26 protein-coding genes and 1 pseudogene are annotated in these 26,892 nt (G+C 64.1%); 11 read left to right on the forward strand and 16 right to left on the reverse strand.

Going from position 1 to position 26,892, the window contains the following annotated elements; translation table 11 throughout:
* Nucleotides 1-2: 2 nt before the first annotated feature.
* The 8 genes from QAZ47_RS15930 to QAZ47_RS15965 form a co-directional block, all read right to left on the reverse strand.
* On the reverse strand, nucleotides 3-1,007 hold the full coding sequence (locus QAZ47_RS15930; protein ID WP_278207728.1) for a molybdopterin cofactor-binding domain-containing protein: 1,005 nt from the start codon (nucleotides 1,005-1,007) through the stop codon (nucleotides 3-5).
* Between the two features lies 1 nt (nucleotide 1,008).
* Nucleotides 1,009-2,376, reverse strand: a complete 1,368-nt coding sequence (locus QAZ47_RS15935) for a xanthine dehydrogenase family protein molybdopterin-binding subunit (protein WP_278207729.1) — start codon at nucleotides 2,374-2,376, stop codon at nucleotides 1,009-1,011.
* 11 nt (nucleotides 2,377-2,387) lie between these two features.
* Nucleotides 2,388-2,870, reverse strand: a complete 483-nt coding sequence (locus tag QAZ47_RS15940) for a (2Fe-2S)-binding protein (protein WP_278229987.1) — start codon at nucleotides 2,868-2,870, stop codon at nucleotides 2,388-2,390.
* 112 nt (nucleotides 2,871-2,982) lie between these two features.
* Nucleotides 2,983-3,777 carry an FAD binding domain-containing protein gene (locus QAZ47_RS15945; protein WP_278229988.1) on the reverse strand — a complete coding sequence of 265 codons (795 nt, stop codon included), beginning with the start codon at nucleotides 3,775-3,777 and terminating at the stop codon, nucleotides 2,983-2,985.
* 15 nt (nucleotides 3,778-3,792) lie between these two features.
* Nucleotides 3,793-4,236, reverse strand: a complete 444-nt coding sequence (locus tag QAZ47_RS15950) for an SRPBCC family protein (RefSeq protein ID WP_278229989.1) — start codon at nucleotides 4,234-4,236, stop codon at nucleotides 3,793-3,795.
* A gap of 115 nt (nucleotides 4,237-4,351) precedes the next feature.
* On the reverse strand, nucleotides 4,352-5,179 hold the full coding sequence (locus tag QAZ47_RS15955) for an AraC family transcriptional regulator (RefSeq protein WP_278207734.1): 828 nt from the start codon (nucleotides 5,177-5,179) through the stop codon (nucleotides 4,352-4,354).
* 189 nt (nucleotides 5,180-5,368) lie between these two features.
* A complete protein-coding gene (locus QAZ47_RS15960) occupies nucleotides 5,369-6,367 on the reverse strand; it encodes an ABC transporter permease (protein WP_278207735.1) in 999 nt (332 codons plus the stop codon).
* A gap of 60 nt (nucleotides 6,368-6,427) precedes the next feature.
* On the reverse strand, nucleotides 6,428-7,171 hold the full coding sequence (locus QAZ47_RS15965) for an ATP-binding cassette domain-containing protein (protein ID WP_278207736.1): 744 nt from the start codon (nucleotides 7,169-7,171) through the stop codon (nucleotides 6,428-6,430).
* 454 nt (nucleotides 7,172-7,625) lie between these two features.
* Here QAZ47_RS15965 and QAZ47_RS15970 point away from each other — a divergent pair, with 454 nt between their 5' ends.
* Complete coding sequence (locus QAZ47_RS15970) at nucleotides 7,626-8,615, forward strand: sugar-binding protein (protein WP_278207737.1); 990 nt, start codon at nucleotides 7,626-7,628, stop codon at nucleotides 8,613-8,615.
* A 169-nt stretch (nucleotides 8,616-8,784) separates the two neighbouring features.
* Nucleotides 8,785-9,523 (forward strand): annotated as a pseudogene (locus QAZ47_RS15975) (FadR/GntR family transcriptional regulator).
* 18 nt (nucleotides 9,524-9,541) lie between these two features.
* On the opposite strand, the gene QAZ47_RS15980 reads toward QAZ47_RS15975, so the two are convergent.
* Nucleotides 9,542-10,480 carry an NAD(P)-dependent oxidoreductase gene (locus QAZ47_RS15980; RefSeq protein ID WP_278229991.1) on the reverse strand — a complete coding sequence of 313 codons (939 nt, stop codon included), beginning with the start codon at nucleotides 10,478-10,480 and terminating at the stop codon, nucleotides 9,542-9,544.
* 150 nt (nucleotides 10,481-10,630) lie between these two features.
* Here QAZ47_RS15980 and QAZ47_RS15985 point away from each other — a divergent pair, with 150 nt between their 5' ends.
* The gene (locus QAZ47_RS15985) at nucleotides 10,631-11,527 is read left to right on the forward strand and encodes an NAD(P)-dependent oxidoreductase (RefSeq protein WP_278229992.1); all 897 of its coding nucleotides are present in this window, start codon (nucleotides 10,631-10,633) and stop codon (nucleotides 11,525-11,527) included.
* 101 nt (nucleotides 11,528-11,628) lie between these two features.
* On the forward strand, nucleotides 11,629-12,405 hold the full coding sequence (locus QAZ47_RS15990) for a FadR/GntR family transcriptional regulator (RefSeq protein WP_278072646.1): 777 nt from the start codon (nucleotides 11,629-11,631) through the stop codon (nucleotides 12,403-12,405).
* A 25-nt stretch (nucleotides 12,406-12,430) separates the two neighbouring features.
* On the opposite strand, the gene QAZ47_RS15995 is transcribed toward QAZ47_RS15990, so the two are convergent.
* Entirely contained in the window at nucleotides 12,431-12,718 is a 288-nt protein-coding gene (locus QAZ47_RS15995; RefSeq protein WP_278072647.1) for a DUF3175 domain-containing protein, read from the reverse strand.
* Nucleotides 12,719-12,948: 230 nt separating this feature from the next.
* Between QAZ47_RS15995 and QAZ47_RS16000 the strand changes: the two genes are divergently transcribed.
* The 7 genes from QAZ47_RS16000 (at nucleotide 12,949) to QAZ47_RS16030 (ending at nucleotide 20,825) form a co-directional block, all read left to right on the forward strand.
* On the forward strand, nucleotides 12,949-14,121 hold the full coding sequence (locus tag QAZ47_RS16000) for an MFS transporter (RefSeq protein ID WP_278233814.1): 1,173 nt from the start codon (nucleotides 12,949-12,951) through the stop codon (nucleotides 14,119-14,121).
* 152 nt (nucleotides 14,122-14,273) lie between these two features.
* On the forward strand, nucleotides 14,274-15,302 hold the full coding sequence (locus QAZ47_RS16005; RefSeq protein ID WP_278207741.1) for a LacI family DNA-binding transcriptional regulator: 1,029 nt from the start codon (nucleotides 14,274-14,276) through the stop codon (nucleotides 15,300-15,302).
* 269 nt (nucleotides 15,303-15,571) lie between these two features.
* Nucleotides 15,572-16,696 (forward strand): sugar ABC transporter substrate-binding protein, encoded by a 1,125-nt coding sequence (locus QAZ47_RS16010; RefSeq protein ID WP_278229994.1) that lies wholly within the window; start codon nucleotides 15,572-15,574, stop codon nucleotides 16,694-16,696.
* A 75-nt stretch (nucleotides 16,697-16,771) separates the two neighbouring features.
* Nucleotides 16,772-18,316, forward strand: a complete 1,545-nt coding sequence (locus tag QAZ47_RS16015; protein WP_278229995.1) for a sugar ABC transporter ATP-binding protein — start codon at nucleotides 16,772-16,774, stop codon at nucleotides 18,314-18,316.
* Complete coding sequence (locus tag QAZ47_RS16020; RefSeq protein WP_278229996.1) at nucleotides 18,313-19,293, forward strand: ABC transporter permease; 981 nt, start codon at nucleotides 18,313-18,315, stop codon at nucleotides 19,291-19,293. The genes QAZ47_RS16015 and QAZ47_RS16020 overlap by 4 nt, the downstream gene beginning before the upstream one ends.
* The gene (locus tag QAZ47_RS16025) at nucleotides 19,290-20,276 is read left to right on the forward strand and encodes an ABC transporter permease (RefSeq protein WP_278229998.1); all 987 of its coding nucleotides are present in this window, start codon (nucleotides 19,290-19,292) and stop codon (nucleotides 20,274-20,276) included. Before QAZ47_RS16020 ends, QAZ47_RS16025 begins: the two co-directional genes overlap by 4 nt.
* 81 nt (nucleotides 20,277-20,357) lie before the next feature.
* The gene (locus QAZ47_RS16030; protein WP_278207860.1) at nucleotides 20,358-20,825 is read left to right on the forward strand and encodes a gluconokinase; all 468 of its coding nucleotides are present in this window, start codon (nucleotides 20,358-20,360) and stop codon (nucleotides 20,823-20,825) included.
* A gap of 22 nt (nucleotides 20,826-20,847) precedes the next feature.
* Here QAZ47_RS16030 and QAZ47_RS16035 read toward each other — a convergent pair whose 3' ends face one another.
* From QAZ47_RS16035 to cysT, 6 genes are all read right to left on the reverse strand, one after another.
* On the reverse strand, nucleotides 20,848-21,996 hold the full coding sequence (locus QAZ47_RS16035; RefSeq protein ID WP_278229999.1) for a hypothetical protein: 1,149 nt from the start codon (nucleotides 21,994-21,996) through the stop codon (nucleotides 20,848-20,850).
* Between the two features lie 96 nt (nucleotides 21,997-22,092).
* Nucleotides 22,093-22,542 (reverse strand): Rrf2 family transcriptional regulator, encoded by a 450-nt coding sequence (locus QAZ47_RS16040; protein WP_040970141.1) that lies wholly within the window; start codon nucleotides 22,540-22,542, stop codon nucleotides 22,093-22,095.
* Nucleotides 22,543-22,788: 246 nt separating this feature from the next.
* The gene (locus QAZ47_RS16045) at nucleotides 22,789-23,775 is read right to left on the reverse strand and encodes a sulfate ABC transporter substrate-binding protein (RefSeq protein WP_278230000.1); all 987 of its coding nucleotides are present in this window, start codon (nucleotides 23,773-23,775) and stop codon (nucleotides 22,789-22,791) included.
* A gap of 199 nt (nucleotides 23,776-23,974) precedes the next feature.
* Entirely contained in the window at nucleotides 23,975-25,015 is a 1,041-nt protein-coding gene (locus QAZ47_RS16050; protein WP_278230001.1) for a sulfate/molybdate ABC transporter ATP-binding protein, read from the reverse strand.
* Between the two features lie 70 nt (nucleotides 25,016-25,085).
* The gene (cysW, locus tag QAZ47_RS16055) at nucleotides 25,086-25,970 is read right to left on the reverse strand and encodes a sulfate ABC transporter permease subunit CysW (RefSeq protein ID WP_278207753.1); all 885 of its coding nucleotides are present in this window, start codon (nucleotides 25,968-25,970) and stop codon (nucleotides 25,086-25,088) included.
* A complete protein-coding gene (cysT, locus tag QAZ47_RS16060; RefSeq protein ID WP_278072657.1) occupies nucleotides 25,963-26,814 on the reverse strand; it encodes a sulfate ABC transporter permease subunit CysT in 852 nt (283 codons plus the stop codon). Before cysT ends, cysW begins: the two co-directional genes overlap by 8 nt.
* Nucleotides 26,815-26,892 lie beyond the last annotated feature (78 nt).

Consider the following 26,892-nt stretch of genomic DNA (forward strand, 5'->3'; position numbering starts at 1 on the left):
GCTCAGCCCGCGGCCTGCGCCTTCAGCGCCCGCAGGATGCGTTCGGGCGTGATCGGCAAAGTGTCGATGCGCACGCCGACCGCGTCGAAGACGGCATTGGCGACCGCCGGGATCTGCGGGTTGGCGCACATCTCGCCCGGACCCTTGGCGCCGAACGGGCCGTCGGCGGAAGGACGCTCCAGCACGATGATCTCGGTTTCGGCGAGATCGCCGGGGCCAGGCATCAGATACTGGTTGAAGTCGGTGCCGCCATGGTCGCGGTTTGGATAATAGGGCTCGGTCGTCTCGTAGAGCGCGTGGCTGATGCCCATCCAGGAGCCGCCGACCAACTGCTGCTCGACCATCTTCGGGTTGAGGGCGCGGCCGATCTCGAAGACGTTCTTCACGTTAAGCACCGTCACCTCGCCGGTCTCGTCGTCGACCTCGACCTCGGCCACCGTGCAGGCATGGGCGTAGCAGGTGGAGGGCTTCATCGCGCCGGTTTCCTTCTCCGGATAGGAGCGCGGGATCAAGAACATGCCGCGGCCGGAGATCGAGCGGCCACGCTTGAAATGCGCCGACAAGGCGACGTCGAAGATCGAGATCGATCTTTGCGGGGCACCCTTGACCAAAATGTTGCCCTGGCCGTCGGTCTCGAGGTCCGAGGCATTCACCTCCAGCTCTTCCGCCGCCACTTCCAGCATCACCTGGCGGGCTTCCTTGGCCGCCTGGATGACGGCGTTGCCGGCGCGGTGCGTGCCGCGCGAAGCGAAGGTGCCCATGCAATGCGGGCCGGTGTCGGTGTCGGCGGTGTCGATGACGACGCGGTCGGTCGGCACGCCGATCGTCTCGGCGCAGATCTGCGCCATGATCTGCTTCATGCCCTGGCCGAGATCGACGCTGGAAAGCGTGACCATGAAATTGCCGGTCGGCGTCGAATGGACCAGCGCCTGGGTCGGGTCGCCGCCGAGATTCATGCCGGTCGGATAGTTGATCGCGGCGACGCCGCGTCCACGCCGGATCGCCATCTCACGCTCCCTTCCTGTAGGAGGACATCGCCATGTATTTTTCCGCCACCGGCCAGTTGGCGGCGCGCGAGGTTTCCTGCATGCATTCGATCAGCGCCGCGCCTTCGGTCGGCTGGCGATGCGCCTTCATGTCGCCGTCGCGATAGGCGTTGATGAAGCGGAACTCGAACGGATCCATGCCGATCAGCCGCGCCAGCTTATCCATCTGCACCTCCAGCGCGAAGTCGCCGATGGTGACGCCGAAGCCGCGCATGGCGGACGAAGGCGTGCGGTTGGTGTAGACGCAGTAGGTGTCGATCCAGACGTTGGGGATCGTGTAGGGCCCGGGATAGTGCGCGGCGCCCTTCTGCGCCCCGTAGGGCGAATGGCGCGAATAGGCGCCGGCATCGGTGTAGCCGATCACCTTGCGCGCGACGATGCGGCCGTCCTTCATCACGCCGTCCTTGATGACGACTTTTTCAGCCGCACGCGGCGAGGAGATCTGCATCTCCTCCTCGCGGCTGTAGATGAAGGAGACCGGCCGTCCGGTGAGCTTGGCGGCGAGGATGGCGATCGGCTCGACGATGACGTCGACCTTGCCGCCGAAGCCGCCGCCGACCGTGCCGCCGACGAAATGCAGCTTCGAGCCCGGCATCTGCAGGATGATCGAGGCATTGTCGAGGGTGAAGAACATCGCCTGGGTGTTGGTGTAGCAGGTGAAGCGGTCGTTGCCCTCGGGCGCCACCACGCAGCCGGTGGTCTCGGTCGGGGCGTGCTCGATCGGCGAGGACTGGTAGGTCTGCTCGAGAATGTGGTCGGCCTGGGCAAAGCCTGCCTCGACATCGCCGAAGCGCACCTTGCGGCACTCGCCGCTGTCATAGAGGTAGTAGTTCTGGCCGTGATATTCGTTGACGACCGGCGCGCCGGGCTTCAGCGCCTCCTCCATGTCGAACACGGCCGGCAGAACCTCGTAGTCGACCCTGACCTTGGCGGCGGCTTCCAGCGCCGCGCGTTCGGTCTCGGCCAGCACCGCCACCACGGCCTCGCCCTTCCAGCGCACCTTGCCGTCGGCAAGCACGGTCTCGTCCTCCGGGCCGATCTGGATCAGGATCAGGATGGTGTAAACATTGTGCGGCACGTCCCTGGCGGTCAGCACCCTCACCACGCCCGGATGCTTTTCCGCTTCCGATGTGTCGATCGAGCGGATGCGGGCATGGTGGTGCGGGCTGCGCACCATTTTCAGATGCAGCATGCCGGGGAAGTTGCGGTCGGCGAAATAGGCGGTCTTGCCGGTGACATGTCCTGGCGAGTCGAGGCGCGGCCGCGGCTGGCCGATCTCGTTGAGGCCGTCCTTGCGGACATCGGCAAAGTAGTCCTTGCGCAGTTCCATGATAGTGATCCTCAGGCGGCGTTCTGCGAGTTGGCGCGCGCGGCGGCCAGCACCGCCTGGATGATCGGCTCGTAGCCGGTGCAGCGGCAGATGTTGCCGGAGAGCGCCTCGACCACGTCCTCACGGCTGGGGTTGGGTGTATGGTCGAGCAGCACCTTGGCGGCAATGATCATGCCCGGCGTGCAGAAGCCGCATTGCGTGGCGAAGGCGTCGAGGAAAGCGCGCTGCAGCGGATGCAGCATGCCGCCTTCGGCAAGGCCGGCGGCGGTCTGGATGTCGGCGCCGCTGCAGGTTTCCGCCAGCATCAGGCAGGAAAGCCTCAATTCGCCGTCGATGATCACGGAGCAGGCGCCGCAGGTGCCTTGGTGGCAGCCGCCTTTCGGCGAGGTATCGCCGATCTTGTCGCGCAGCGCATGGAGCAGCGTCGTGCCGCTCTCGATGAATTCGGCCTTTTCGGAGCCGTTGAGCGTGAACTGAACCGGGACCTTCGCCATTTTTCCTCCTTGCGCGCCTGCCCGGATGACCGGACAGACGCGCGTCCCCCACGGACTTATTTTCGTGCTTGTCGTTGTCCCAAAACCGCTGCGCGCTTTTGGGCGACAAGCATTAGCTCAGCAACAGTCGCCCGAGATGGACCGGCAGAACCTCGGCGCGATACCAGGCGCTGGCGATCGGGTCGGTGATCGGTGTGATGCCTTCGCCCGCGGCAGCAAGCGCCGGCGCGATCTCTTCGGGCGTGAGCTTGCAACCGAGCAGCGCATTCTCAGCCGCCTTGGCGCGCATCGGCCGGTCCGCCATGCAGCCCAGCGCGATGCTTGCCGAGGCCACGGTGCCGTCGGCGGAGCGCTGCAGGAGCGCGGCAATGCTCAGCACCGAGATGCCCTTGGGTTTGACCCGCGACACTTTCAGGAAGCGGAAGCTCTCCGCCCTGGGCAAGGAGAACTCGACGGCGGCGACGATGGCGCGGCTGCGATCGCGGCCCGCCAGGAAGGTCTCGATCGGCATTTCGCCGTCCGCAGTGACAACCGCGGCGTCCAGCGCCAGCAGCGCTACGGCGAAATCGCCGTAGGGAGCGGGGGCAAACAGATTGCCGCCGACGGTCGCCATGTTGCGGATCGCCGGCCCGCCGACGGCGCGCGCGGCCGGCGCGAGCGCGGCAAGTTCCGGGTGGCGGGCGATCGCCGCCATGGTGACGGAGGCGCCGAGCTTTACCTTGCCGCCGGAAACGGCGATCCGCGCAAGATCGGGGTCGGCGACGCGCACAAGGTCGGAGACGGAAACGTCGCCCTCATTGGCGGCGCGAACCACCAGCGTGCCGCCGCCGAGATAACGGGTGCCGGACGCCTGCAGGGCCGTATTGGCGTCTTTCACCGTCGGAAAGGTCTGCAGCGCAAGCGACATGGCGCGCTCCCCGATTTAGCTGTTGCCGGCGAAATAGGCCTTCAGGGCATTGAAGCCGCCCTGGAAGACATTGGCGCCCATGCCTTCGGCCAGCTTGTCGGCTTCTTCCGGAGCAGCGTCGAAGCTCGCGGTCCATTCGGCATAGGTGCGGTTGCCATCGGTTACGCGCCGCAATTGCAGCGTTGCCTGGTGATTGGTGAGCGGCTGCGGCGTTTCGAGGATCGAGTAGCTGACCAGGAAATTCTCATCGGAGAAGTCGAGCAGCTTCTCGCGCAGCCGCGCGCCGCTGACCAATTGGAAGTTGCGCACGCAGCCGATCGTCGCGGGGTCCTTGCCGTCCTCGATATGGCTTTCCACCATGCGCGGGTGCCAGTTCGGCAGGCCGTTGAAGTCGCGGATGCGCGCCCAGACCTGTTCGACCGGCGCATCGATGACGCTGGAAATGGTGACTTTCGCCATATGCTCGTTCCCTTGCCAAGATGGGAAGAAGGCTAGGGCGGCCGGCCGGATTGCGCTTATCAACGCGTCTTGCGCGCCTATCAATCAGTCTGAAAAAATGGCGCGCTTCAGCGGCTCAGGACATCGCCCGGGCCGCTTCGCGATAAAGCGTCGGCGGCACGCCGACATGGTCGCGGAAGAAGCGTGAGAAATTGCCCTGCGTGGTGAAGCCGAGATTGCAGGCGACCGAGATCAGCGGTTCCTGCGACCACTGCAGCTGGCGCACGGCTTCCTCCATTCGCAGCGTGTTCCAGTAGACGTTCGGCGTCAAATTGGTCTGTTCCTTGAACAGCGCGAAGAAATGCGGTCTCGACAGGCCGACGCTGCGCGCCACGTCATCGAAGGAGATGCGCTCGCAGACATTGGCCTTCATCAGCTGGATCGCCTTGCGGACGCGGAAATCGAGCATCGTGTTGACGCGAGCCCGCGCTGCCTGGGGCGCCGAAGCATCGGCCGCATCGAGCACGCTGTCGATGAAGCGCTCGATCTCGTAGTTGGCGACATCGTCGATGCTTTCATTGTCGCTCAGATGATCGAGCAGGTTTGCCGCTGCTTGATGCAGCCACGGCTCCAGCGTGATTGCCGCCTGCGCGAACAGCGGCGCCGACGAGGGCAGATCACGGCGCCGGCGAGCCCAGTCGGGATCGATGTAGAAGGCGAGGAACAGGCCGGGCCTGCCGTCATGAGAAAGGGCGTGGCTGTGGGGCTGAAACGAGTTGATGCCGGCGGCGGTGGTCGGTCCGAGCCGCACCGTCTCGCGGCCGATCGTCATTTCGCCGGCGGTGCCTTCCAGCCAGATGATGAGATGCGCCTCGCCATGGGCATGGGTGACGAAGTCGTTGGCGACATTCAGGACAGAGACATGTCCGAACCGGCCCCAATAGAGCCTGATCGCGTCCGTCATGGGTATACTTCCTCCCGCAGGCGACTGGCCTCCCTTCGCCTGCCGGGGGATTTTGCGGCCGGCCTCCGGCCTGCGTCAAGGCGCGCCGGAACGACGGGTGCTTCGCATCGTCGGTCCCCGCCGATTTTCAGACTGAACGATATGAGCGTCCTCTTCTCCGCTTGTTGTGGGAGAAGGGAAAGTTGCGCCTTAGTCGCTGCGCCGGAAGTTGCGGATGCGGTCGAACAGCACGGCCAGGATGATCGCGCCGCCGATGAAGGTGCCTTGCCAGAAGGCGTTGATGCCGAGCAGGCCCAGGCTGTTGCGGATTACTTCGATCAGCGCGGCGCCGACGACGGCACCCAGAGCCGTCCCGACGCCGCCGGCGAGATTGGCGCCGCCGATGACGGTGGCGGCGATCACCTGGAGCTCCATGCCGGTGCCGATATTGGTGGTGACGGCGCCGAGCCAGCCGGTCTGGATGATGCCGGCGAGACCGGCGGAAAGCGCCGAAATCATATAGACCGCGACCTTGATCTGGCGCACCGGAACGCCGGTCAGCGTCGCCGCGTGCTCATTGCCGCCGATGGCGAAGATATGCCGGCCGAACTTGGTCCAGCGCAGGGTGAAGCCCGTAAGCAGCGCCAGAAGGATCATGTAGAGCACCGGGTTGGCGATACCGAACACCCAGGCGCCGCCGCCCAAAGCGAGCAGCTTGTCGTGATCCGGTCCAAACTGGAAAACGACGGTGTTGTTGGAGGCGACCATGGCGAGGCTGCGGGCGACCGAGAGCATGCCGAGCGTCACCACGAAAGGCGGGAAGTCGAGATAGGCGATAAGGACGCCGTTGAAGGCACCGATAATGAGTGCGGTGGCAATCGAGACGCCAATGCCGGTGACGATGCCGTAACCGGCATGCATCGTGACGGCAAGCACCATCGAGCACAGGCATAGCACCGAGCCGACCGACAGGTCGATGCCACCGGTGATGATGACGAAGGTCATGCCGAGCGCGATGATTGCAACGAAGGTGACGTTGCGGGTGATGTTGAAGATGTTCTTCGACGTGGCGAAGGAATCCGTGGCAAGGGACAGGAAGAGGCAGGCAAGGATGACCGCGATCACCACCCAGAAGGTCTGGCTGGACAGCATGCGCGACAGGAAGGTGTGCTGCTTCTGCGCGATCGTCTGGTCAAGTGTGACTGCCATTATCGACCTTTCCTGCCAAAGGTGAAGCGCGCCGGCGGCGCGAGTTCCGGATCAGTGCTGTCATGCCACCTGTTCGATGGCCCCGGTGATCAGCCCCGTGACTTCCTCGGGCGAGCTCGAGGCGATTTTCTTGTCGGCGACCTTGCGGCCGCGACGCATGACGATGACGCGGTCGGCGACGTCGAAGACGTCGGGCATGCGGTGGCTGATCAGCACGACGGCGATGCCCTGATCGCGCAAATGGCGGATCAGGTTCAGCACTTCGGCGACCTGCCGGACCGAGATCGCCGCGGTCGGCTCGTCCATCAGCACGATCTTGGCCTGTGACAGCATGGTGCGGGCGATCGCCACCGCCTGGCGCTGACCGCCCGACATCTGCTTGACGAGATCTCGCGGCCGCGTCTCGGATTTCAGTTCGGCGAAGAGCTGGCCGGCGCGCCTGTACATCGCGGCATAGTCGAGAATGCGGAACGGGCCGATGCCGCGGCGGAGTTCCCGCCCGAGATAGACATTGGCGGCGGCCGTCAGATTGTTGCAGAGCGCCAGGTCCTGGTGGACGATCTCTATGCCGTGCTGGCGGGCCTCGGCCGGCTTGTGCAGGATCAACTCCTTGTCGTCCATGCGCATCGTGCCATGGCTCGGGCGAAAGTTGCCGGCGATCATCTTGACCAGCGTCGACTTGCCGGCGCCGTTGTCGCCCATCAGGCCGACGACCTCGCCGGCCTGCAGCGTGAACGAGACGTCGTTCACCGCCTGGATGGCGCCGAAATGCTTCGAGATGTTGGCGAGTTCGAGAACCGACACCAGCCTTAAGCCTCCCCGTTTCCGTTCCACGGGCGCCGTCATCGATGCCGGCGCCGCATGGGCCTCGCACGTCCAACTCCTCCCGAGCGGGTGCGATCGGTGCATTTAGGCGAAAGCCTGCATGGGCGTCAATCAACTGTCGGACGATTAATTTCGGATCTCGTCGAAAAATCGGTTTTGTAGGACAAATAGGAATTGACGTTGGCTGCGAGCCGTTATTAGCTAGCGTTGGAGGAAGGGCTTGTCCTCGCAAGACCGCCGCCCGATGGAGGCGGTTGGCGGGGTTTGATCAGGATCCGGCAAGACCAGCGTTCATCGAGCTGGAACGGATCGGCAAATGCTTATCGGACCGGTCTAAGACACGAGCATTCAAGGTGATTGCCGTGTCCTTGCATCCGGGCCGATCGGTGTGGCGGACACGTCGTGTTCGTCTGTTTTCACGGGAGGAGATGATATGAGGAAATCACTTTTGCTCGCCGCCGTCGCCGCCATGGCGTTGGGGGCCGGGCCGGCTTTGGCCAAGAAACAACTCGTCATTGTCGTGAAGGGTCTCGACAACCCGTTCTTCGAAGCCATCCACCAGGGCTGCGAGAAATGGAACAAGGAAAACGCCAGTTCCGAATATGAATGCTTCTATACCGGTCCGGCATCGACCTCGGACGAGGCCGGCGAAGCCCAGATCGTGCAGGACATGCTGAGCAAGCCGGATACGGCGGCGATGGCGATCTCGCCGTCCAATGCGCCGCTGATCGCGCAGACGATCAAGAGCGCCAATCCGTCGATCCCGATCATGACGGTCGACGCGGACCTGACCAAGGAAGATGCGGCGCTGCGCAAGACCTATCTCGGCACCGACAACTATCTGATGGGCAAGCGCATCGGCGAATACATCAAGAAGGCCAAGCCGAATGGCGGCACGATCTGCACCATCGAAGGCAATGCCGCGGCCGACAACATCCTGCGCCGCGCGCAGGGCATGCGCGATGCGCTGTCGGGCAAGGAAGGCCTGTCGGAGTTGAAGGGCGAAGGCGGCTGGACCGAAGTGGCCGGCTGCCCGGTGTTCACCAATGACGACGGCGCCAAGGGCGTTCAGGCGATGACCGACATCCTCGCCGCAAATCCGAAGCTCGACGCTTTCGGCATCATGGGCGGCTGGCCGCTGTTCGGCGCTCCGCAGCCCTATCGCGACCTGTTCAAGCCGATGGCCGAGAAGATCGCCAAGAACGAGTTCGCCATCGGCGCCGCCGATACCATCGGCGACGAAGTGGCGATCGCCAAGGACGGGCTGGTGACCGCGCTGGTCGGCCAGCGGCCGTTCGAAATGGGCTACAAGGCGCCTTCGGTGATGCTCGACCTCATCGGCGGCAAGAAGGTCGACGATCCGGTCTTCACCGGCCTCGACGAATGCACCAAGGATACGGTCGACACCTGCATCCAGAAGTAAGCTTCGATAGCTGGGGCGCCCCCTCGTGGGCGCCCCTTCACCCTTTTCCGCTTGGACCATGAACGCGGCCTTTGCCTCCGGTAACAGGCGAGGGCCTTCGTGCGCCCGAAATTTCTTGGCGGATGATTGCGGGCGGCCTCTGCCCGCGACGGGAGGCACCGGAACGCGGATGCCACGAGAAAAGTCAGGGAAGCGCCTGGCCGAACCGGTCCAGCCGGCTACGATCCGCAGGCCCGAGGCGACGCGGATCGCCGGCCTCAGCGTGCATGCCTCGCTGGCGGGCGAGATCGGCCTCAGGATCGTGCGCGGCGACTACCCTCCCGGCACCATCCTGCCCAACGAAGCCAAATGGTCGGAAACCTTCAACGTCAGCCGCTCGGCAGTGCGCGAAGCGATCAAGATGCTGATGGCCAAGCAGCTGGGTCGAGCCAAGGGAGCGGTGGAACCTGCTCGACCGCGACGTGCTCGCCTGGTACGCGACGTCGCCCGATCGCGAAGTGTTCCTGAGGACGGTGCAGGAGTTCCGCCACATCATCGAGCCGGAGGCGGCCGCCTTCGCGGCGACGCGGCGCTCCGACGAGCAGATGATCGAGATCAGCCAGGCCTGCCGCGAGATGGGCGAGGCGATGCATTTCCAGGAGCGCACGCGCGCCGATACGCGGTTCCATATCGCCATCCTGCGCGCCTCGGGCAACGAGCTTTTGGTGCCGCTCGGCGTGCTGATCGAGTCGGCGCTCGACCATCTCTTCGTCTTCGTCACGCGCGAGCACAGCGACCAGCGGCGGGCCCAGTCCCTGCACGAGGCGATCGAGCGGAACATCCGCCTGCAGCGCCCCGCCGCCGCGAGAAGCGCGGTGCACAAGCTGCTCGCCAACACCGACGAGGTGATCGGGCGGTCGCGGCGGTGAGGACTCGCCCGGCGGGCGTCAGATCTTCTGCTTCACGCCGTCCTTCGACGGCATCAGGTCGACGCCGTTGAGCTTGCCGACATGGGTCGCCAGCATCGGCACATACTGGTCGGCCGGTCCGGCGGCGAAGGCGGTCGCGAACGAGTTCTTGGTGGCGTTGCCCAGCGGGTTGGCAATGCCGGCAGCGCCCGCCATCGATTCCAGATAGGTCAAATCCTTGAAGGCATTGGCGATGGAGAATTTGTGCGCGTCGCGATCGCCCTCCAGCGTCCAGCGCATGAAGGTCTGATAGAAACCGCAATCCATGCGGCCGTTGCGGATCACGCTGTCGAAGCGCGGCGGCGAGATGCCGACCTTCTGCGCCAAGGCAAGCGCCTCCGAATAGATCGCCGCGTAGCCCAGCGAGATGAAATTGTTGAGCAGCTTCATGCGGTGGCCGTCGCCGGTGTCGCCGATATGGACGATGCGGCCGGCCCAGGTCTCGATCACCGGCTTCAGCCTGGCGAACACCGCGTCGGGCGCGCCGACCATGGCATCGAGCGTGCCTTCCCAGGCCTCCTTCGGCGTGCGGCTGAGCGGCGCATCGACATAATCGACGCCGAGCGCCTTGAGCTCGGCGGCGAGCCCCATGGTGGAGACCGGGTCGGATGTCGAGCAATCGACGACCACCGAGCCTTCCTTCAAGCCTTCCTTCAGCCCGCCGGGGCCACGAATGATCGCCTCCACCTCGCGCGAGCCGGTGACGCAGATGAAGACGATGTCGGACGCCGCCGCCACCTCGCGAGAAGTCGATGCTTCTTTGGCGCCGCGGCCGATCAGGTCTTCCGCAGGCTTGCGGTTCTTGCGGCCAAGGAAGGTCAGCGGATAGCCCTTGTCGACGATGTTCTTGGCGATGCCGTGCCCCATCAGGCCGAGGCCGATGAAACCGATGTTTTCGCGGGCAGCGGTGGTGGTCATGTCGTTTCGTCCCTGTTTTTCCTGATGGTCGGCGCCGGCGCGACCGACCGGCGAGCGATTGCTGTTTTCGCGGATCGCGGTTGGCAGGCGATTGCGGAATACCATATTGTCTGACAATACACATAATTCTCGTGCAATGTGGAGAGCAAAATGACGAAGCGGATCATGTTCACCGGCGGCAGCGGCAAGGCCGGCCGCCATGTAGTCCAGTACCTGGTCGAGCATGGCTGCCAGGTGCTCAACATCGACGCCAAGCCGCTCGACAACCCGAAGGTGCGCACGCTGATCACCGACATCACCGACAGCGGTCAGGTGTTCAATGCGCTGTCGAGCTATGCGGGGTTGCACGAGTTCGATCCGTCGCTGCGGGCGCAGCCGGTCGATGCCGTGGTGCATTTCGCCGCCATACCGCGCATCATGATCACACCCGACAACGAGGTGTTCCGCATCAACGCGATTGGCACCTACAACGTCATCGAGGCGGCTGTGAAGCTCGGCATCCGCAAGGTGATCATCGCTTCCAGTGAGACGACCTACGGCCTGGTCTTCGCCAACGAACCGCGCAACCCGACGCATTTCCCGCTCGATGAGGACTACGACGTCGATCCGATGGACAGCTACGCGCTGTCGAAGATCGTCAACGAGAAGACGGCGCGCGCCTTCGCGCTGCGCAGCGGTTTCGACATCTATGCGCTGCGCATCGGCAACGTCATCGAGCCGCATGAATATGCGCTGTTCCCAAAATGGTTCGCCGATCCGGGTTTCCGCAAGCGTATCGCCTGGAGCTATATCGATGCCCGCGATCTTGGCCAGATCACCTTGCGCGCCATCGAGAAGGACGGATTGGGCTATCAGGTGTTCAACGCCGCCAACGACGACACCTCGTCCGACCTGCCGACGGCGGAGCTGCTGAAGCGTTTCTATCCGGGCGTGCCGGTGAAAGCCGAGCTCGGTGAATTCGAGACGCTGCTGTCGAACCGCAAAGCTCGGGAGGTGCTCGGCTTCCGCCCCGAACACAGCTGGCGCAAATACGTCAAGACTGCGTGAAGGGAGCCAAGCCCCGGCTGAGCTGTGCACATCCCGGCATCTTGCGGCAAAGCCAGCCTTGCCGTGCTTGACAGCTTCTGAAAACCGGACTTTCTGGATATATGCGGGACGCAAAGCCGAACAACGAAAAAAGGGCGACGAGAGTGGCATCCGCCGATCGTATGGCGGGCGTTCGCCGGCCGGATGCGCCGCGCATCCCGGGCGCCAGCGTGCATACGTCGCTGGCCAGCGAAATCGGCCTTCGGATCGTGCGCGGCGACTATCCGCCTGGCACCATCCTGCCCAACGAAGCGAAATGGTCGGAGACTTTCGACGTCAGCCGTTCCGCGGTGCGCGAGGCGATCAAGATGCTGATGGCCAAGAGCCTTCTGGCGTCGCGGCCAAAGATCGGCAGCTGGGTGGAGCCGAAGGAGCGCTGGAACCTGCTCGACCGCGACGTGCTCGCCTGGTACGCGACCTCGCCGGATCGCGAGGTCTTCCTGAAGACGGTGCAGGAATTCCGCCATATCATCGAGCCGGAGGCGGCCGCTTTCGCGGCGATGCGGCGCACCGATGAGCAGATGGCCGAGATCAGCCAAACGTGCCGCGAGATGGGCGAGGCGACCAGCCTGCAGGAGCGCACACGCGCCGACACGCGCTTCCACCTCGCCATTCTGCGAGCCTCGGGCAACGATCTCCTGGTGCCGCTCGGCGTCCTGATCGAATCCGCTTTCGACCACCTCTTCGCCTATACGACACGCGAGCTGGACGACCTGCAGCACGCCCAGAAACTGCACGAAGCGATCGAGAGGAACATCCGGCTGCAACGGCCGGATGCGGCGCGCAACGCCGTGCGCAAGCTGCTTGCCAATACCGACGACGTCATCCGTTCGCGCTGAGGCCCGCCGCGATTCAGGTCAGGCCTCAATCCTGCTTTTCGCGCCCGAAGGCGACGCGCAACTCGTCCTTGGCCTTTTCCAGCACCCGCTTACGCTCCTCCGGCAGATTCCTGCCGGCACGGTTGATGTAGAAATTCAGCATCGACATCGCGGAGCGGAACGGCTCCGCCTTGCGGCGGTGGCTGTGCTCGGCCGAGCGCTTCAACGAAGCGGCGATCTTCCTGGCATCGTCGGATTCGAAGACATGCTCCTCGAGATCCAGCGCATCGCTGTGTTTGGTCACTTCGGCCGACCATTTCTTCCTGGCGGTCATGGTGAAGCTCCTTCCTGGGGCACAACTCCCCTTCAGGCACAACTCGGGGCAGCATGGCCGGTTCCAAGTTTCTGGAGCCACGGATTTGCCGGTCGTGGCGCTGCTCGATGCGGGAAATGGGCAGATAGTGGTGCCGCACCACCGACGCGGGAACGGCAATAGGAAATGCCTTGACGATAATCTCCGGAAGCGCGGCAAACAGCCCCGGCATCGACAGCGGCTATGCATGGATGCGGCTTGCCGTTTCGGTGCTGCTGGCGACGATAGGCGGCGCCGGCATGTGGGCGGTGGTCGTCGTCCTGCCCGCCGTCCAGGCCGAGTTCGGCGTCGATCGCGCGGCAGCCTCGATGCCTTACACCGCGACGATGGTCGGCTTTGCCGCCGGCAATGCGCTGGTCGGACGCGCCATCGACCGCATGGGCTACTGGATGCCGGCGCTTGCCTCCGCGCTGGCGCTCAGCGCGGGCTTTCTTCTTGCCTCGCTCACAACGTCGATCCTGGTGTTCACCCTCGTCCAGGGGCTTTTGATCGGCGTAGGCACGTCGGCGATCTTCGGGCCGCTGATCGCCGACGTCTCGCACTGGTTCAATCGCCGCCGTGGCGTCGCGGTGACCGCGGCCGCCTCCGGCAGCTATCTTGCCGGCGCCGTCTGGCCAACCGTGATGCCCTATGTGATGCAAAGCGGTGGCTGGCGGTTCACCTATGCAACGATCGGGGTTATCTGCCTTGTGACCATGGTGCCGCTGGTGCTGATGCTGCGGCGCCGCGCGCCGCGCGAGGTGGCTCAAGGCTCGCCGGGCAGCCGGCCGGTTCACCCGATCTCGCTGTCGCCGGCCGCGCTGCAAATGCTTCTGGTCGTCGCCGGATTCGGCTGCTGCATGGCGATGGCTATGCCGCAGGTGCATATCGTCGCCTATTGCATGGATCTCGGCTACGGCGTCGCGCGCGGCGCCGACATGCTGTCGATCATGCTGGCGGCGGGTGTCGTAAGCCGCATCGGCTCAGGCTTCCTCGCCGACCGCATCGGCGCGGTGAAGACGCTGCTCATCGGCTCGGCGCTGCAGTGCCTGTCGCTGCTCTTCTACATTCCCTTCGACGGGCTCGCCTCGCTCTATGTGGTCTCGCTGGTGTTCGGCCTGTCGCAAGGCGGCATCGTTCCCTGCTATGCGATCATCGTGCGCGACTACATGCCGGCAAAGGAAGCCGGCCAGCGCGTCGGCATCGTCATGATGGCAACGATCTTCGGCATGGCGGTCGGCGGCTGGATGTCGGGCTGGATCTACGATCTCACCGGCTCCTACGCCGCGGCGTTCCTCAACGGCATCACTTGGAACCTGGTGAATCTCGCAGCGGTCCTGCTCCTCATGTGGAAGGCGAGGCGGAGCGCCGAAGCGCTGGCTTGATGTCCGTCAGGTGGCTGGGACAGGCTGACCATCGCTTGACAACGGCCATCGCCTGCGCGACCCAGATCGGATGGGACGGGCTGCGGGATATTGGCTAAGATGTTGACGGTCGGCCCGCTGCCGCGCTGCTTACGCGCAGAAAGGGCAGGGCTGTGACAAAGCCCCGCTCACGCCGCGGCGGCGGTCGCCCGACCATCGCCGACGTGGCGCGCAAGGCGGGTGTGGGCGCCATTACCGTGTCGCGCGCCCTGCGCGAGCCTGGGCGGGTTTCGGAAGATCTGCGCCGGCAGATACAGGCCGCCGTCGACGAGCTCGGCTATGTTCCGGATCCCAACGCGCGGGCCTTGGCCTCGGCGCGCGCGGAAGTCTTCGGCGTGCTGGTGCCGTCACTCACCAACAACGTCTTTGCCGAAGTGGTGCGCGGCATCTATGACAGCCTCTCCGATGGCCCGTTCCGCATTCAGCTCGGCAACACGCACTATTCGGGTCTGGAGGAAGAGCGGCTGCTGCAGGTGTTTGCCCTGCAGCGCCCGGCGGCACTGATCGTTGCCGGCATCGACCAGACGCCCCAGTCGCGAAAACTGCTGGAGACGGCCGGCTGCCCGGTGGTGCAAGTCATGGAAACCGGACCGGATCCGATCGATATGCTCGTCGGCTTCTCGCATTTCGACGGCGGCCGGGCGGCCACCGAGCATCTGATCGAAGCGGGCTACAGGCGGATCGGCTTCATCGGCGCGCGCATGGATCCGCGCTCGCAGCGGCGCCTTGCCGGCTATCGCGCGGCGATGGAAGCAGGCGGCCTGTTCGACCCCCGTCTGGTCACCACCACGCCGCTACTGTCCAGCGTGACGCTCGGGCGCGAGCTTCTGCGCGATGCATTGGCCAAGATGCCGGCGCTCGATGGCGTCTTCTGCAACAATGACGATATTGCGCTCGGCGTTCTGTTCGAATGCCGCCGAGCCGCGATCGCGGTGCCGAAGACGATCGGCATCGTCGGCTTCAACGATCTCGACATGATGCAGGCAGCCTTTCCGTCGGTCACCAGCGTTCGCACGCATCGCTATGAAATCGGCCGCCAGGCGGTGGCGATGGCGCTTGCCGCGATCGCCGGCCAAAGACCGCAGCAGCGGGTCGTCGACCTCGGTTTCGAGCTTATACGCCGCGAGAGCACCACTCGCTGAAACACGCAGAGGCGACTGTGCAAATGCCGGTTTACAGGCTTTAATGGTAGCGCTACCATTTTTGCATGAAGTCTGTTTATTATACATAAGCAACAGCTCATGCTTGTTTATTATGTATAATATGATAGTTTCATAAGCCACCTGGAGGGGATGGGAGGGGGAAAAGAGGGACGGCGCAAGCCACCTCGCAAGCGTATCGGATTGGCAGGAGGGTGCCGGCCGACCGCCAACACATTCAACAAGCAGAACTGCAACTGGGAGGAATACCGATGATCAAGTCACTTGTTGGCGGCGTCATTGCCGCCACTGCATTCGTCATGCTGAGTTCTTCGGCGATCGCCGATCCGGAGATCGTGAAAGGGCCGTCCGCCGAGCCCGACTGCTTCGCGCCGTGGGCGGCCGACACGCAGTTCTTCAAATATCCGAAGAAGGATGGGCCGTACCGTATCGCGCTCGCCAACGGCTATATCGCCAACACCTGGCGCATCCAGATGATCCAGACGGCCAAGGCCTATGCCGCGCAGCCGGACGTTGCCAAGAAGCTGAAGGAATTCAAGGTCGTATCGACCGGCGAGGATGTGCCGGCGCAGATCTCGGCGATCAACAACTTCATCGACTCCGGCTTCGACGCGATCGTCGTCAACGCCCAGAACCCGACGGCGTTCGGGCCGGTCATCAAGCGCGCCAAGGAAGCCGGCGTCATTCTCGTCGCTTTCGACAACATCCTCGACACCAAGGACGCCATCAACGTCAACGTCGACCAGAAGGGCCTCGGCGAGTTGTGGGGCAAGTGGCTGGTCGCGCATGTGCCGAATGGCGGCAAGGTGCTCGAGGTGCGCGGCGTCGCTGGTACCTCCGTCGACACCGACCGGCACAACGGCATCCACGAGGTGCTCGACGGCTCAGGCAAGAAGTGGGATGTCACCGAGGTCGTTGGCAAGTGGGATGACGGCGTGGCGCAGAAGGCCACCGCCGACGCCATCGCCACCAGCGGACCGTTCGACGGCATCACGGGACAGGGCGGCGACACCGGCATCGTGCAGGCGATGATGGATGCCAAGCATCCGTTCGTTCCGTTCGGCGGCGAGACGGAAAACGGCTTCCGTAAATTCTGCGCGGCGCACGCGGGCGATGGATTGAAATGTTCGTCGGCCGGCACCGGCCCGGCCCAGGTCGCGGTCGCCATCAAGACGGCGATTGCCGCGCTCGAAGGCAATGTCGTACCGCAGTCGGTCAAGCTGCCGCTGGCCATTGTCGAGGACCCGAACTTCAAGGCAGGCCAGGATTTCTTCCCCGACCAATCCGACAATTTCTTCGTCGGCAATTCCTTCCCGACCTGCGGCATCAATTTCACCGCCCAGGAAATCATGGGCCAGACCAAAGAAAACAAGTAGCTTGACCATCCGGCGCCGCGGCTTTCGCGGCGCCGGCCGCTTGATGCCAATCGCGAACTGGCCTGGGGAGGGCTGATGGACGGCGCGGCTCCGCTCTTCCGCATGGAAGGCATATCCAAGCGCTATGGCGGCGTACGGGCGCTGGAGAAGGCCGACCTCACGGTGACGGCCGGCAGCATCCACGCCATTCTCGGTGAAAACGGCGCCGGCAAGTCGACGCTCATCAAGATCATGGCGGGCGTCGTCGCGCCCGACGAGGGTCGCATGACGCTCGACGGCCGCGAGGTGAGCTTCGCGTCGCCGGCCGCCGCAAACCAGGCCGGCATCGCCTGCATCTTCCAGGAGCTGTCGCTCATTCCGGAACTCAGCGTCGCCGACAACATCGTCATTTCCGATCCCCCGAAACGCTTCGGCATGATCGACCGCAAGGCGCAGCGGCGCATGGCGGAGGAGGCCCTTGCCCGAGCAGGCGCTTCCGACATCCATCCGTTGGCATTGGTCAAGGACCTGCCGCTGTCGCGCCGGCAGATGGTCGAGATCGCCAAGGCGCTGGCCAGGAAACCGCGCATCCTGATCCTCGATGAGGCGACCTCCGCGCTGACGGCCACGGACGTCGACAAGGTCTTCGACGTGCTCAAGCGGCTGCGCGAGGAGGGGCTGGCGCTGCTTTATATCTCGCACCGCATGAACGAGATCGCCGAACTGGCCGACCAGTGCACGGTGTTCCGCAACGGTCGCAATGTCGCCAGCTATCAAGCTGGATCGAAGAGCGACAACGAAGTCGTCGAGCTGATGATCGGCCGGGAGTACAGCCACATCTTCCCGCCAAAGCCCACCATACCGGCTGCCACGACGCCCGTGCTCGAGGCGCGCAACCTCACCTGGGTCGACCGTCTGGACAACGTTTCTCTGAGTGTCAGGGCAGGAGAAGTGGTAGGGCTCGGCGGTCTCGACGGCCAGGGCCAGCGCGAGCTGCTGCTTGCGTTCTTCGGCGTGTTGCGGGGTCTTTCCGGGCAGATCCTGGTCGACGGCAAGCCGGTCTCGATTGCCAGTCCCTCGGCTGCGAGCGACGCCCGCATCGGCATGGCGCTGATCCCTGAAGACCGCAAGACGGAAGGGCTGATGCTGCCGATGACGGTGCGCGAGAACCTGTCCTTCGCAGCACTCGGCAGGCTGTCGAAAATGGGCGTGATCGACCGCGCGACGGAACAGCGGCTGATCGACGACATGGTCGGGCTGCTGGCCATCAAAACGGCGGGCCTCGACATTCCGGTCGGCGCGCTTTCCGGCGGCAACCAGCAGAAGGTGGTGATCGCCAAATGGCTGATGCGGCAGCCGCGCATCATCCTGCTCAACGATCCGACGCGCGGCATTGATGTCGGCACCAAGCAGGAGCTCTACCAGCTGATGCGCAAGCTGGCCGACGCTGGCGCGGCGATCCTGTTCTATTCGACCGACTATGACGAGCTGATCGGCTGCTGCGACCGTGTGCTGGTGCTCTATGACGGCGCGGTCAAGCGGGAGCTGGTCGGCGCCGAAATCACCGAGCGTGCGCTGATTGCCAGCGCACTGAACATCCACGGTGACAGCAATGGGCCAAGGCAGGGAGAGGGCGCGTGAAGGATTGGCGCTACTGGCTGGCAGAGCAGCGCGGGACGCTGCTTGCCTTCGGCATCTTCATCGTCATGTTCGCGATCTACAGCGCCAACCATCCGGCCGGCTTCACCGCCAATGTCGTGCAGACGGCGGCGAACAAGGGCGTCCTGCTTGCCTTTGTCGCCATGGCGCAGACGCTCGTGGTGATCACCGCGGGCATCGATCTCTCGGTCGGCATGATCTTCACGCTGACCAACTGCATGGCTTCCTGGCTGGTGATCGGCACCGGGCTCGAAACGGCGTTCGGGGTGGTGGCCGTGCTCGGCACCGGGCTCATCTGCGGGGCGGTCAACGGCGCCATCGTGATCTACGGACGCCTGCAGCCGATCGTGGCGACGATCGCCACGGGCGCCGTCTATTTCGGACTGGCGCTGCTTTTGCGACCGGTTCCCGGCGGATCGGTCGATGAGGGTCTCGCCGACTTCCTGACCGGGCGCTTTTTCGGCGTGGTGCCGGCGAGCCTGGTGGCGCTGTTCGTCGTCGTGCTGGTCGTGTGGGTGCCGTTCAGCCGCTCCGAACTCGGTCGCGCGGCTTACGCTGCCGGCTCGTCCGAGACGGCGGCCTATATGTCGGGCGTACCGATCCGCAGGGGCAAGTTCCTTGCTTATACGCTGGCCGGCCTGCTTGCCGCGATCGGCGGGCTGTTCCTCACCTTCTTCACCTATACGGGCGAAGCCGCCTATGCCAGCGGCAATGCCTACACGCTGTTCTCCATCGCGGCCGTCGTGCTCGGTGGCGTTTCTTTGTTTGGCGGCAAAGGCAGCGCCGTCGGCGCGATTTTCGGCGCGCTCGCCTTCCGCACCATCGGCGACCTCCTGTTCGTCTTCGATTTCGATCCGCTCTGGCAGCCGCTGTTCCAGGGCATTATCCTGTTGATCGCGGTCAGCCTCGGCGCCTTCGCGCTGTTCAGGGTGCGCAACCGGCTGGAGTGGTTCCTGTGAGCGAAACGACGCTTGGCGGCATCGCCAGCCGCATGCCGAAATTCATCCGCCGCGCCGATCCGGCGGTGGCGACCGCCTTTGCATGCATCGTGATCCTGCTTCTGGTGGGCAGCCTCTATTCGCGCAGTTTTCTCTCGCCGGAATATCTCCTGCAGCAGCTGAAGGTGGCCTCGTTCCTCGGCGTGATCGCCACTGGCATGATGCTGGTCATCCTGCTCGGTCAGATCGACCTGTCGGTGCCGTGGTCCGTGGCGACCGGCGCCATGATGGCCTGCGCGGCCGCTGCCTATGGTCAGTTCGGCGTCGCGCTCGCCATCCCGTTCGGCATCCTGTGCGGGGTGGCGATCGGCATCGTCAACGGCATTGGCGTCGCCTACCTGCGCATTCCCTCGATGATCATCACCTTGGCCACCAATGCCGTCGCGCAAGGGCTGATGGTGGTCTATACGGGCGGGTTCTCGCCGCAGGATTCGGCGACGGCGGCGATGCGCTACCTCGCGACCGGTTTTACCATTCCGGGAGTGCCGAACGCCGTGATCATCTGGGCGCTGATAGGAGCTGCAATGGTCTTCGTGCTGACACGCACCAGTTTCGGCCGCGCCGTCTACGGCATCGGCAATCGCGAGCGCGCCGCCTATCTTTCCGGCATCGACACGCGCCGTGTGGTGATGATTGCTTTCGCGGTGTCCGGCGGGCTCTCGGCCTTCGGCGGCGTGCTTCTGGCGGGCTACGCCTCGAAGGCCGCGCAGTCGATGGGCGATGCCTATCTCCTGCCGTCGATCGCCGCGGTGGTGCTGGGCGGCACCTCGATCCTCGGCGGACGCGGCTCCTATCTCGGAACCGTCGCCGGCGTGATCCTGATCACGCTGCTGCAATCGATCCTGTCGGTCATGCAGATGCCGGAGGCGGGGCGGCAGATCATCTACGGCGTCGTGATCGTCGCCATGCTTCTGCTCTATGGCCGCGCGCCGGCAAGTCGCTGATCGCGGATGAAGGATCGGCAAAGGTCACAAGCGTCGGAGGCTCCTTTGAACGACATCCGGTCAGCGCCGGCCATCGTCGCGATGGGGGTTGCCGGCTGCGGCAAGACGGTGGTCGGCGAAGCGCTGGCCGAAGCGTTGGGCGCCGTCTTCATCGAGGGCGACCGGTTGCATCCGCCGGAGAACGTGGCGCGCATGGCGCGCGGCGAGCCGCTGACGGACGCGTTGCGCGAGGGCTGGCTCGACGCCATCGGCGAGCGCATCGCGGCTTCCGTCGCCGACGGACGGAAAGCCGTGGCTGCCTGCTCGGCATTGAAGCGCAGCTATCGCGACAGGCTGCGCGGTTTTTGCCCGGGCATCGTCTTCCTCTATCTCAAAATCGATCGCGAGACGGCCTGGAGCCGGGTCGCGAACCGCAAGGGTCACTTCATGCCGGCAAGCCTGGTCGACAGCCAGTTCTCGACGCTGGAAGAGCCAGGCCCGGATGAGTTCGCCGTGACGGTGGATGCGACGCGGACCGTGGCCGCGATCGTGAAGGAAGTCCTTGGCTAGAACGTCGGCAATCTAGTTTGCTCTAAGCGGCGTCGCCGCCGATCGCGGGTTGGTCTTGCCGCCCGGTGAGCCGATCGGCGCTGGACCAAGCCATCATCTGATCGGGGTATAATTTGACCGCTTCCAGCAGACGGTCGCGCTTGAGCAGGATATAGCCCGCCTGCAGGACGAGGTTCTTTGCCGTCACGTCCCTTGCCGGCAAGGAGGCTGGCTGGATAGCGTGTGGCTTCAGCTCGGGGCTGACGATCGCGCGGTACTCGCGAAAGGGTACGGTCTCCAAGGTCGACATGGCAAACAGCGCTGCACCGGCGCGCGCCGCGAAATTCGCCGGCGCCGAGGCGAGATGGGTCCAGCCATGCTCGCCCATGGCAAGCTCCGTGAAGGTGGAGCCCGCGTAGATGGTGTTGGTCATCAGCACGACGCAGTTCTCCTTGAGCGCCTTCTGGATGCGCGCCGTGACCTGGTAGGCGTCGGCGCGCTCGAAGACGATGCGGCTTTTCAGGAAGCGGTTTTCGACCTCGACCAGCGGCCTGTTGATCACATGCAGGCCGAATTTGCTTTCCGAAAAGCCGTGGAAAGTGACGCTCACCTGGTGCGCCTCGATGCCGGCTTCGAAGAGGGCGCGCTTGCCGATGATGGTCTGGGCGATGAACTGATCGCACCAGACGATGGCGCCGCGGCCGCGCTGCAAGGCCTCGCGCAAGCCGTCGAGCCCCTCCAGCCGGATAGAGGGCGACCAGCGGCGAGGGACGAGGTGAGCGGCAAGCATCAGGCGGCGGCGATGCGCGGCGGCGAGATGGCGCCTGAAAAGGCTTTGCGTATCGACGTCATCGCCAAGCACCGCTTTGATCGCGACATCATAGCGTGCGAATTCTTTGCGAAAATGGCGCTTGCGCCGAAGCGTCGAAACCCAATCGCAGATCGGCGCCCACCAGGCGACGGGCAGCAGCGCCGCCACACCGAGATAGAACAGGGACAGCAGGCTTTCGCGCAGATCCCTGTTGGAGAAGCGGCGCAATTTGCCGGGGCGAACGAGCTTGCGGCTGAAGAAGCGGACGGTTTCGTCGCGCTCCGGCACCAGCACGTCCGCGATGATCTCGGTATGATAGACGTTTGGAGATGAAGGTTGCCGGCTGGCCCTGCGGCAATTGCCTAGCCAAGGCAGCCTCATGCGTCAGGTACCCCCAAACCTTGTTCCATCCGTCAGCCGCTTTACTGCGTCTGTCGCGGAGAGACAACCAAACGGTATGGCGCCGCAGCTGAGCGGTCAGATCTGCGAAGTGAGTTCGGCCGGGAAATCGTCGTTGTCGGCGTCGCGCATGGCGGCGAGGCTGCGATTGTCGAGCACCTCGGCGATCGCCTGGCGCACTTCCAACATCATGTGGCGAACCTGGCACGTCGCCTCGTCGCAATCCTCGCAGCGCTGGTATTGCGTGCGGCTGGCACAGGGGATCGGCGCCAGCGGCCCGTCCAGCACGCGCACGACGTGGCCGATCTTGATCTCGGAAGCTGGTCTGGCGAGGCGATAGCCGCCTTCCTTGCCCTTACGGCTTTGCACGAAACCGGCATTGCGCAATTCGCCGAGGATCGCATCCAGGAATTTCTTCGGGATGTTGTTGGCGACCGCTATGTCATTGACGAATGCAAGCTGGCCAGCCGGCAGGCTGGCAAGATGCACGAGGGCCTTGAGGCCGTATTTGCCTTTTTTGGTCAGCATGCCCGATTCAATTCATCAAACCCCAGTCGCCCTGCATCTGGCGGTTGTTTGTGTGCAAATCATGACAGTTCGGCTGTGCAGCGCATTTTGGCACAACAATTCGCCCGCACAGGTTTAGGCACAAACGCATTGATTCTTTGTAACGTTTTCACACCGGTTGTGGGATTTCCCCGACAAAAACGATGCCAGCGCCAGATATAAAGAAAGCCGGCAAAAGCCGGCTTTCCTGCTTCCTATGATTGTGGATCAGCGGCTGCCGTAGGCCTGGTCGAGCAAGCCGCCGGCCGCGAAATGCTCTTTCTGTACCTTGTCCCATCCGCCGAAGACCTCGTCCACCGTCAACAGGCGGACGTCGGGAAATTCGGCCTTGTATTTCGCCGCGACCGCAGCGTCGCGAGCCCGCAGGCCGTTGCGGGCGGCGATGTCCTGGCCCTCGGGCGAATAGAGGAAATCGAGATAGGTCTTGGCGAGATCGCGACTGCCGTGCTCGTCGGCGACCTTGTCGACGATCGCCACCGGAAATTCGGCCAACAGGCTGACCGAAGGCGTGACCTGTTCGAACTTGTCGTCGCCATATTCCTTGCGGATGCCACGCGTCTCCGACTCGAAGGTGATCAGCACGTCGCCGATCTCGCGCTGCACGAAAGTGGTGGTGGCGGCGCGGCCGCCGGTGTCGAAGATCGGCACGTTGTTGAACAGCTTGGTGATGAACTCCTTCACTTTGGCGTCGTCGCCGTTGAAGGCTTCCTTGGCGTAGGCGGTGGCGGCCAGATAGGTGTAGCGCGCATTGCCGGATGTCTTCGGGTTGGGGAAGATCACCTGCACATCGTCGCGCACCAGATCGTTCCAGTCCTTGATGTGCTTGGGATTGCCGGCACGGACCAGGAAGGACGGCAGGGAATAGAAGGGCGAGGCGTTGTCCGGGAAATTTTTCTGCCAATCGGCGGAGACGAGGCCCTTCTTGACCAGGAAATCGACATCGGTGACCTGGTTGAAGGTGACGACATCGGCCGCCAAGCCTTCGGCAATGGCGCGCGCCTGAGCCGAGGTTCCGGCATGCGACTGATCGACGGTCACGCCGGGATGCTTGGCGACGAAGGCCTTGTTGACGTCCGCAAACAATTCGCGGCCGACGTCATAGGATGCATTCAGCAGCTTGTCGGCCGGCCAGGCCTGGGAGGATGCGAGGACGAGGCCGGCAATAGCGGCGATGCCCAGCAATAAACGCTTCATGGAAATCTCCTTTGGAATGATCGGAACTATGGTGCGACGATAAAAAGGAAAGCCGGGTCCGACGAGGCACGCACTCCGGGAGCCGTGTGGGCAGCCGGAAAATATCCCGCCCGAATAGCGGTTTGGTAGGATTTTCTTCCAACCCGATTCAGGCGGCGCCACCGCCGCGCGCAGTGGGAAATGGCAAGCGCAAGATACGTCAGGAAGCTGGGAAAAGCTTCCAGCGCCGCGGCCTGAAGGCCACCCGGCTCTTCTGTGCCGCGGGATGGTCGACCGGCAGCTCGATCTCGACGCGTTGGCGTTCGCCGCCGACCTCGAGCTCGACCCGCCTGGTGCCGGCGACCCGCCGGCTGGCGGCGACCGTGCCGGCGATGCAGCCGCTGCAGCCGTCGAGCAGTTCGACATCGTGCGGGCGAAAGTAGAGCAGAGCCTCGCCGGACAGCGCGTGCGGCGCCTGCAGGCCGATCGGCCGGTCGGCGATCCAGACCTCGCCATTGTCGACCTTGACCGGCAGCGAGCTCGACTCGCCGATGAAGCTGTAGACGAAAGGCGAGTTCGGCGTGTCGTAAATCTCGTCGGCCGAGCCGACCTGCTCGATGCGGCCCTGGCTCATCACCACGACACGGTCGGCGAGCTCGAGCGCCTCCTCCTGATCGTGGGTGACGAAGACGGTGGTATGACCGGTACGGTCGTGGATTTCGCGCAGCCAGCGGCGCAACTCGCGACGCACCTGCGCGTCGAGCGCGCCGAACGGCTCGTCGAGCAAAAGCACCTTGGGCTCGATCGCCATGGCGCGGGCCAAAGCGACGCGTTGGCGCTGGCCGCCGGACAGCTGTGCCGGATAGCGCTTTTCCAGCCCCGACAGTTGGACGAGGTCGAGGAGTTCCGAGGCGCGTCGGCGGATCTCCTGCGCCGAGGGACGCGCGGCGCCGTGACGGACCTTCAGGCCGAAGCCGATATTATCGGCAACCGTCATGTGGCGGAACAGTGCGTAATGCTGGAAGACGAAGCCGACATTGCGCTCCTGGATCGACTTCTGAGAGGCGTCTTCGTCGCCGAAGAAGATGGCGCCCTTGGTCGGCCGCTCCAGGCCGGCGATCAGGCGGAGCAGCGTCGTCTTGCCGGAACCGGATGGCCCAAGCAGCGCGATGAGCTCGCCCGACCTGATGTCGAGCGACACGTCGTGGAGCGCCGGAAACCGCTCGAACTCCTTGCGCACGTTGACAACGCGAACTTCCATACAAATCCCTCAGTCAGTTGATGCATGTCGTTGCCCCAAAACCGCTACACACTTTTGGGCGACATGCACCTTAGTGTCCGCGTGTCGCGGCGATCTCGGCGCCGTAACGCATCTCGAGAAGCGTTTTCAAGACCAGCGTCACCAGTGCCAGGCCGGCAAGCAGCGAAGCGACCGCAAAGGCACCGACGGCGTTGTACTCATTGTAGAGAATTTCCACATGCAGCGGCATGGTGTTGGTGAGGCCGCGTATGTGGCCCGACACCACCGATACCGCGCCGAACTCGCCCATGGCGCGGGCATTGCAGAGAAGCACGCCGTAGAGCAGCCCCCATTTGACGTTCGGCAGCGTCACATACCAGAAGGTCTGCCAGCCATTGGCGCCGAGCGAAAGGGCGGCCTCCTCGTCGCCATTGCCTTGTTCCTGCATCAGCGGGATCAGTTCGCGGGCGACGAAGGGGAAGGTGACGAACACGGTGGCCAGAACGATACCCGGCACGGCGAACAGGATGACGATGCCGTGCGCCTTCAGCCAGGCGCCGAGCAGGCCTTGCGCGCCGAAGAGGAGCACGTAGACCAGGCCGGAAATCACCGGCGACACCGAGAAGGGCAGGTCGATAAGCGTGGTCAGGAACGCCTTGCCCTTGAATTCGAACTTGGCGATCGCCCAGGCGGCCGAGATGCCGAAAATGACGTTGAGCGGCACCGAGATCGCCGCCACGAGCAGGGTCAGGCGGATCGCCGACCGCGTGTCGGGGCTGGCAAGCGCCTCCGTGTAGGCACCAATGCCCTTGGCGAGCGCCTCGTGGAAGACGATGATCAGCGGCAAAAGCAGGAAGACGGCGAGGAAGGCGAAGGCGATTGCCATCAGCACGGCTTTCACAGGCCGGCTTTCGGTCACCGCCGCCGACTGGCTTTCGTGCAGCGGCTCGTAGGATTTGATCTCGGGATCAGCCATAGCGCTTACGGCTCCATGTCTGCACGAGATTGACGACCAGAAGCATCACGAAGGACAGCGCCAGCATGATCGCCGCGATCGCGGTCGCCGCCTCGTAATTGTATTCCTCGAGCCTGATCACGATCAGAAGCGGCGCGATCTCGGACTTGAAGGGCAGATTGCCGGCAATGAAGATCACGGAGCCGTATTCGCCGACGCCGCGGGCGAAAGCGAGCGAGAAGCCGGTGATGATGGCCGGCGCCAGACCCGGGAAGAGCACGCGGGTGATGATCTGGAAGCGGTTGGCGCCAAGCGTGGCGGCGGCTTCCTCGACCTCCTTGTCGAGCTCCTCCATGATCGGCTGTACCGTGCGCACGACGAATGGCAGGCCGATGAACACCAGCGCGATGACGATGCCGAGCGGCGTGTAGGCGACCTTGATGCCGAGCGGCATCAGAAGCTGGCCGATCCAGCCATTCGGCGCATAGAGCGTGGTAAGCGCGATGCCGGCGACCGCGGTGGGCAGGGCGAAGGGCAGATCGACCATCGCATCGGCGATGCGGCGGCCCGGGAAACGGTAGCGGACCAGCACCCAGGCGACGACCGTGCCGAACACGACATTGACCACGGCGGCAATGAAGGCGGTGCCGAAGCTGATCCTCAGCGCGTTGAGGGTGCGCCGGTCGACGGCGATCGCCCAGAAATCGGTCCAGCCGAGCGCGGCCGAACGCCAGACCAGACCCGAAAGAGGGATGAGGATGATGAGCGTGAGGTAGGCAAGCGAGAAGCCGAGCGTCAATCCGAAGCCCGGAATGACGCTCGGCTGTCTGAACCGCCACCCCGCCTTAGCGGGTGCTGTGGTCATGCTGTTCTGGATCTTCCCTTCTATTCAAACCAGAATGGCTGTTCGCAGTCATGTTCGGAAAGCGTGCCAGATCAGGCC

Origin of the sequence: Mesorhizobium sp. WSM4904 (genome assembly GCF_029674545.1) — a bacterium.
Taxonomy (GTDB): domain Bacteria; phylum Pseudomonadota; class Alphaproteobacteria; order Rhizobiales; family Rhizobiaceae; genus Mesorhizobium.

Excerpts from the sequence above, each read along its gene's own strand:
- QAZ47_RS15930 (WP_278207728.1), bottom strand. The coding sequence starts at position 1,007 with ATGGCGATCCGGCGTGGACGCGGCGTCGCCGCGATCAACTATCCGACC.
- QAZ47_RS15935 (WP_278207729.1), bottom strand. The coding sequence starts at position 2,376 with ATGGAACTGCGCAAGGACTACTTTGCCGATGTCCGCAAGGACGGCCTC.
- QAZ47_RS15940 (WP_278229987.1), bottom strand. The coding sequence starts at position 2,870 with ATGGCGAAGGTCCCGGTTCAGTTCACGCTCAACGGCTCCGAAAAGGCC.
- QAZ47_RS15945 (WP_278229988.1), bottom strand. The coding sequence starts at position 3,777 with ATGTCGCTTGCGCTGCAGACCTTTCCGACGGTGAAAGACGCCAATACG.
- QAZ47_RS15950 (WP_278229989.1), bottom strand. The coding sequence starts at position 4,236 with ATGGCGAAAGTCACCATTTCCAGCGTCATCGATGCGCCGGTCGAACAG.
- QAZ47_RS15955 (WP_278207734.1), bottom strand. The coding sequence starts at position 5,179 with ATGACGGACGCGATCAGGCTCTATTGGGGCCGGTTCGGACATGTCTCT.
- QAZ47_RS15960 (WP_278207735.1), bottom strand. The coding sequence starts at position 6,367 with ATGGCAGTCACACTTGACCAGACGATCGCGCAGAAGCAGCACACCTTC.
- QAZ47_RS15970 (WP_278207737.1), top strand. The coding sequence starts at position 7,626 with ATGAGGAAATCACTTTTGCTCGCCGCCGTCGCCGCCATGGCGTTGGGG.
- QAZ47_RS15980 (WP_278229991.1), bottom strand. The coding sequence starts at position 10,480 with ATGACCACCACCGCTGCCCGCGAAAACATCGGTTTCATCGGCCTCGGC.
- QAZ47_RS15985 (WP_278229992.1), top strand. The coding sequence starts at position 10,631 with ATGACGAAGCGGATCATGTTCACCGGCGGCAGCGGCAAGGCCGGCCGC.
- QAZ47_RS15990 (WP_278072646.1), top strand. The coding sequence starts at position 11,629 with ATGCGGGACGCAAAGCCGAACAACGAAAAAAGGGCGACGAGAGTGGCA.
- QAZ47_RS15995 (WP_278072647.1), bottom strand. The coding sequence starts at position 12,718 with ATGACCGCCAGGAAGAAATGGTCGGCCGAAGTGACCAAACACAGCGAT.
- QAZ47_RS16000 (WP_278233814.1), top strand. The coding sequence starts at position 12,949 with ATGCGGCTTGCCGTTTCGGTGCTGCTGGCGACGATAGGCGGCGCCGGC.
- QAZ47_RS16010 (WP_278229994.1), top strand. The coding sequence starts at position 15,572 with ATGATCAAGTCACTTGTTGGCGGCGTCATTGCCGCCACTGCATTCGTC.
- QAZ47_RS16015 (WP_278229995.1), top strand. The coding sequence starts at position 16,772 with ATGGACGGCGCGGCTCCGCTCTTCCGCATGGAAGGCATATCCAAGCGC.
- QAZ47_RS16030 (WP_278207860.1), top strand. The coding sequence starts at position 20,358 with ATGGGGGTTGCCGGCTGCGGCAAGACGGTGGTCGGCGAAGCGCTGGCC.
- QAZ47_RS16035 (WP_278229999.1), bottom strand. The coding sequence starts at position 21,996 with ATGAGGCTGCCTTGGCTAGGCAATTGCCGCAGGGCCAGCCGGCAACCT.
- QAZ47_RS16040 (WP_040970141.1), bottom strand. The coding sequence starts at position 22,542 with ATGCTGACCAAAAAAGGCAAATACGGCCTCAAGGCCCTCGTGCATCTT.
- QAZ47_RS16045 (WP_278230000.1), bottom strand. The coding sequence starts at position 23,775 with ATGAAGCGTTTATTGCTGGGCATCGCCGCTATTGCCGGCCTCGTCCTC.
- QAZ47_RS16050 (WP_278230001.1), bottom strand. The coding sequence starts at position 25,015 with ATGGAAGTTCGCGTTGTCAACGTGCGCAAGGAGTTCGAGCGGTTTCCG.
- cysW (WP_278207753.1), bottom strand. The coding sequence starts at position 25,970 with ATGGCTGATCCCGAGATCAAATCCTACGAGCCGCTGCACGAAAGCCAG.
- cysT (WP_278072657.1), bottom strand. The coding sequence starts at position 26,814 with ATGACCACAGCACCCGCTAAGGCGGGGTGGCGGTTCAGACAGCCGAGC.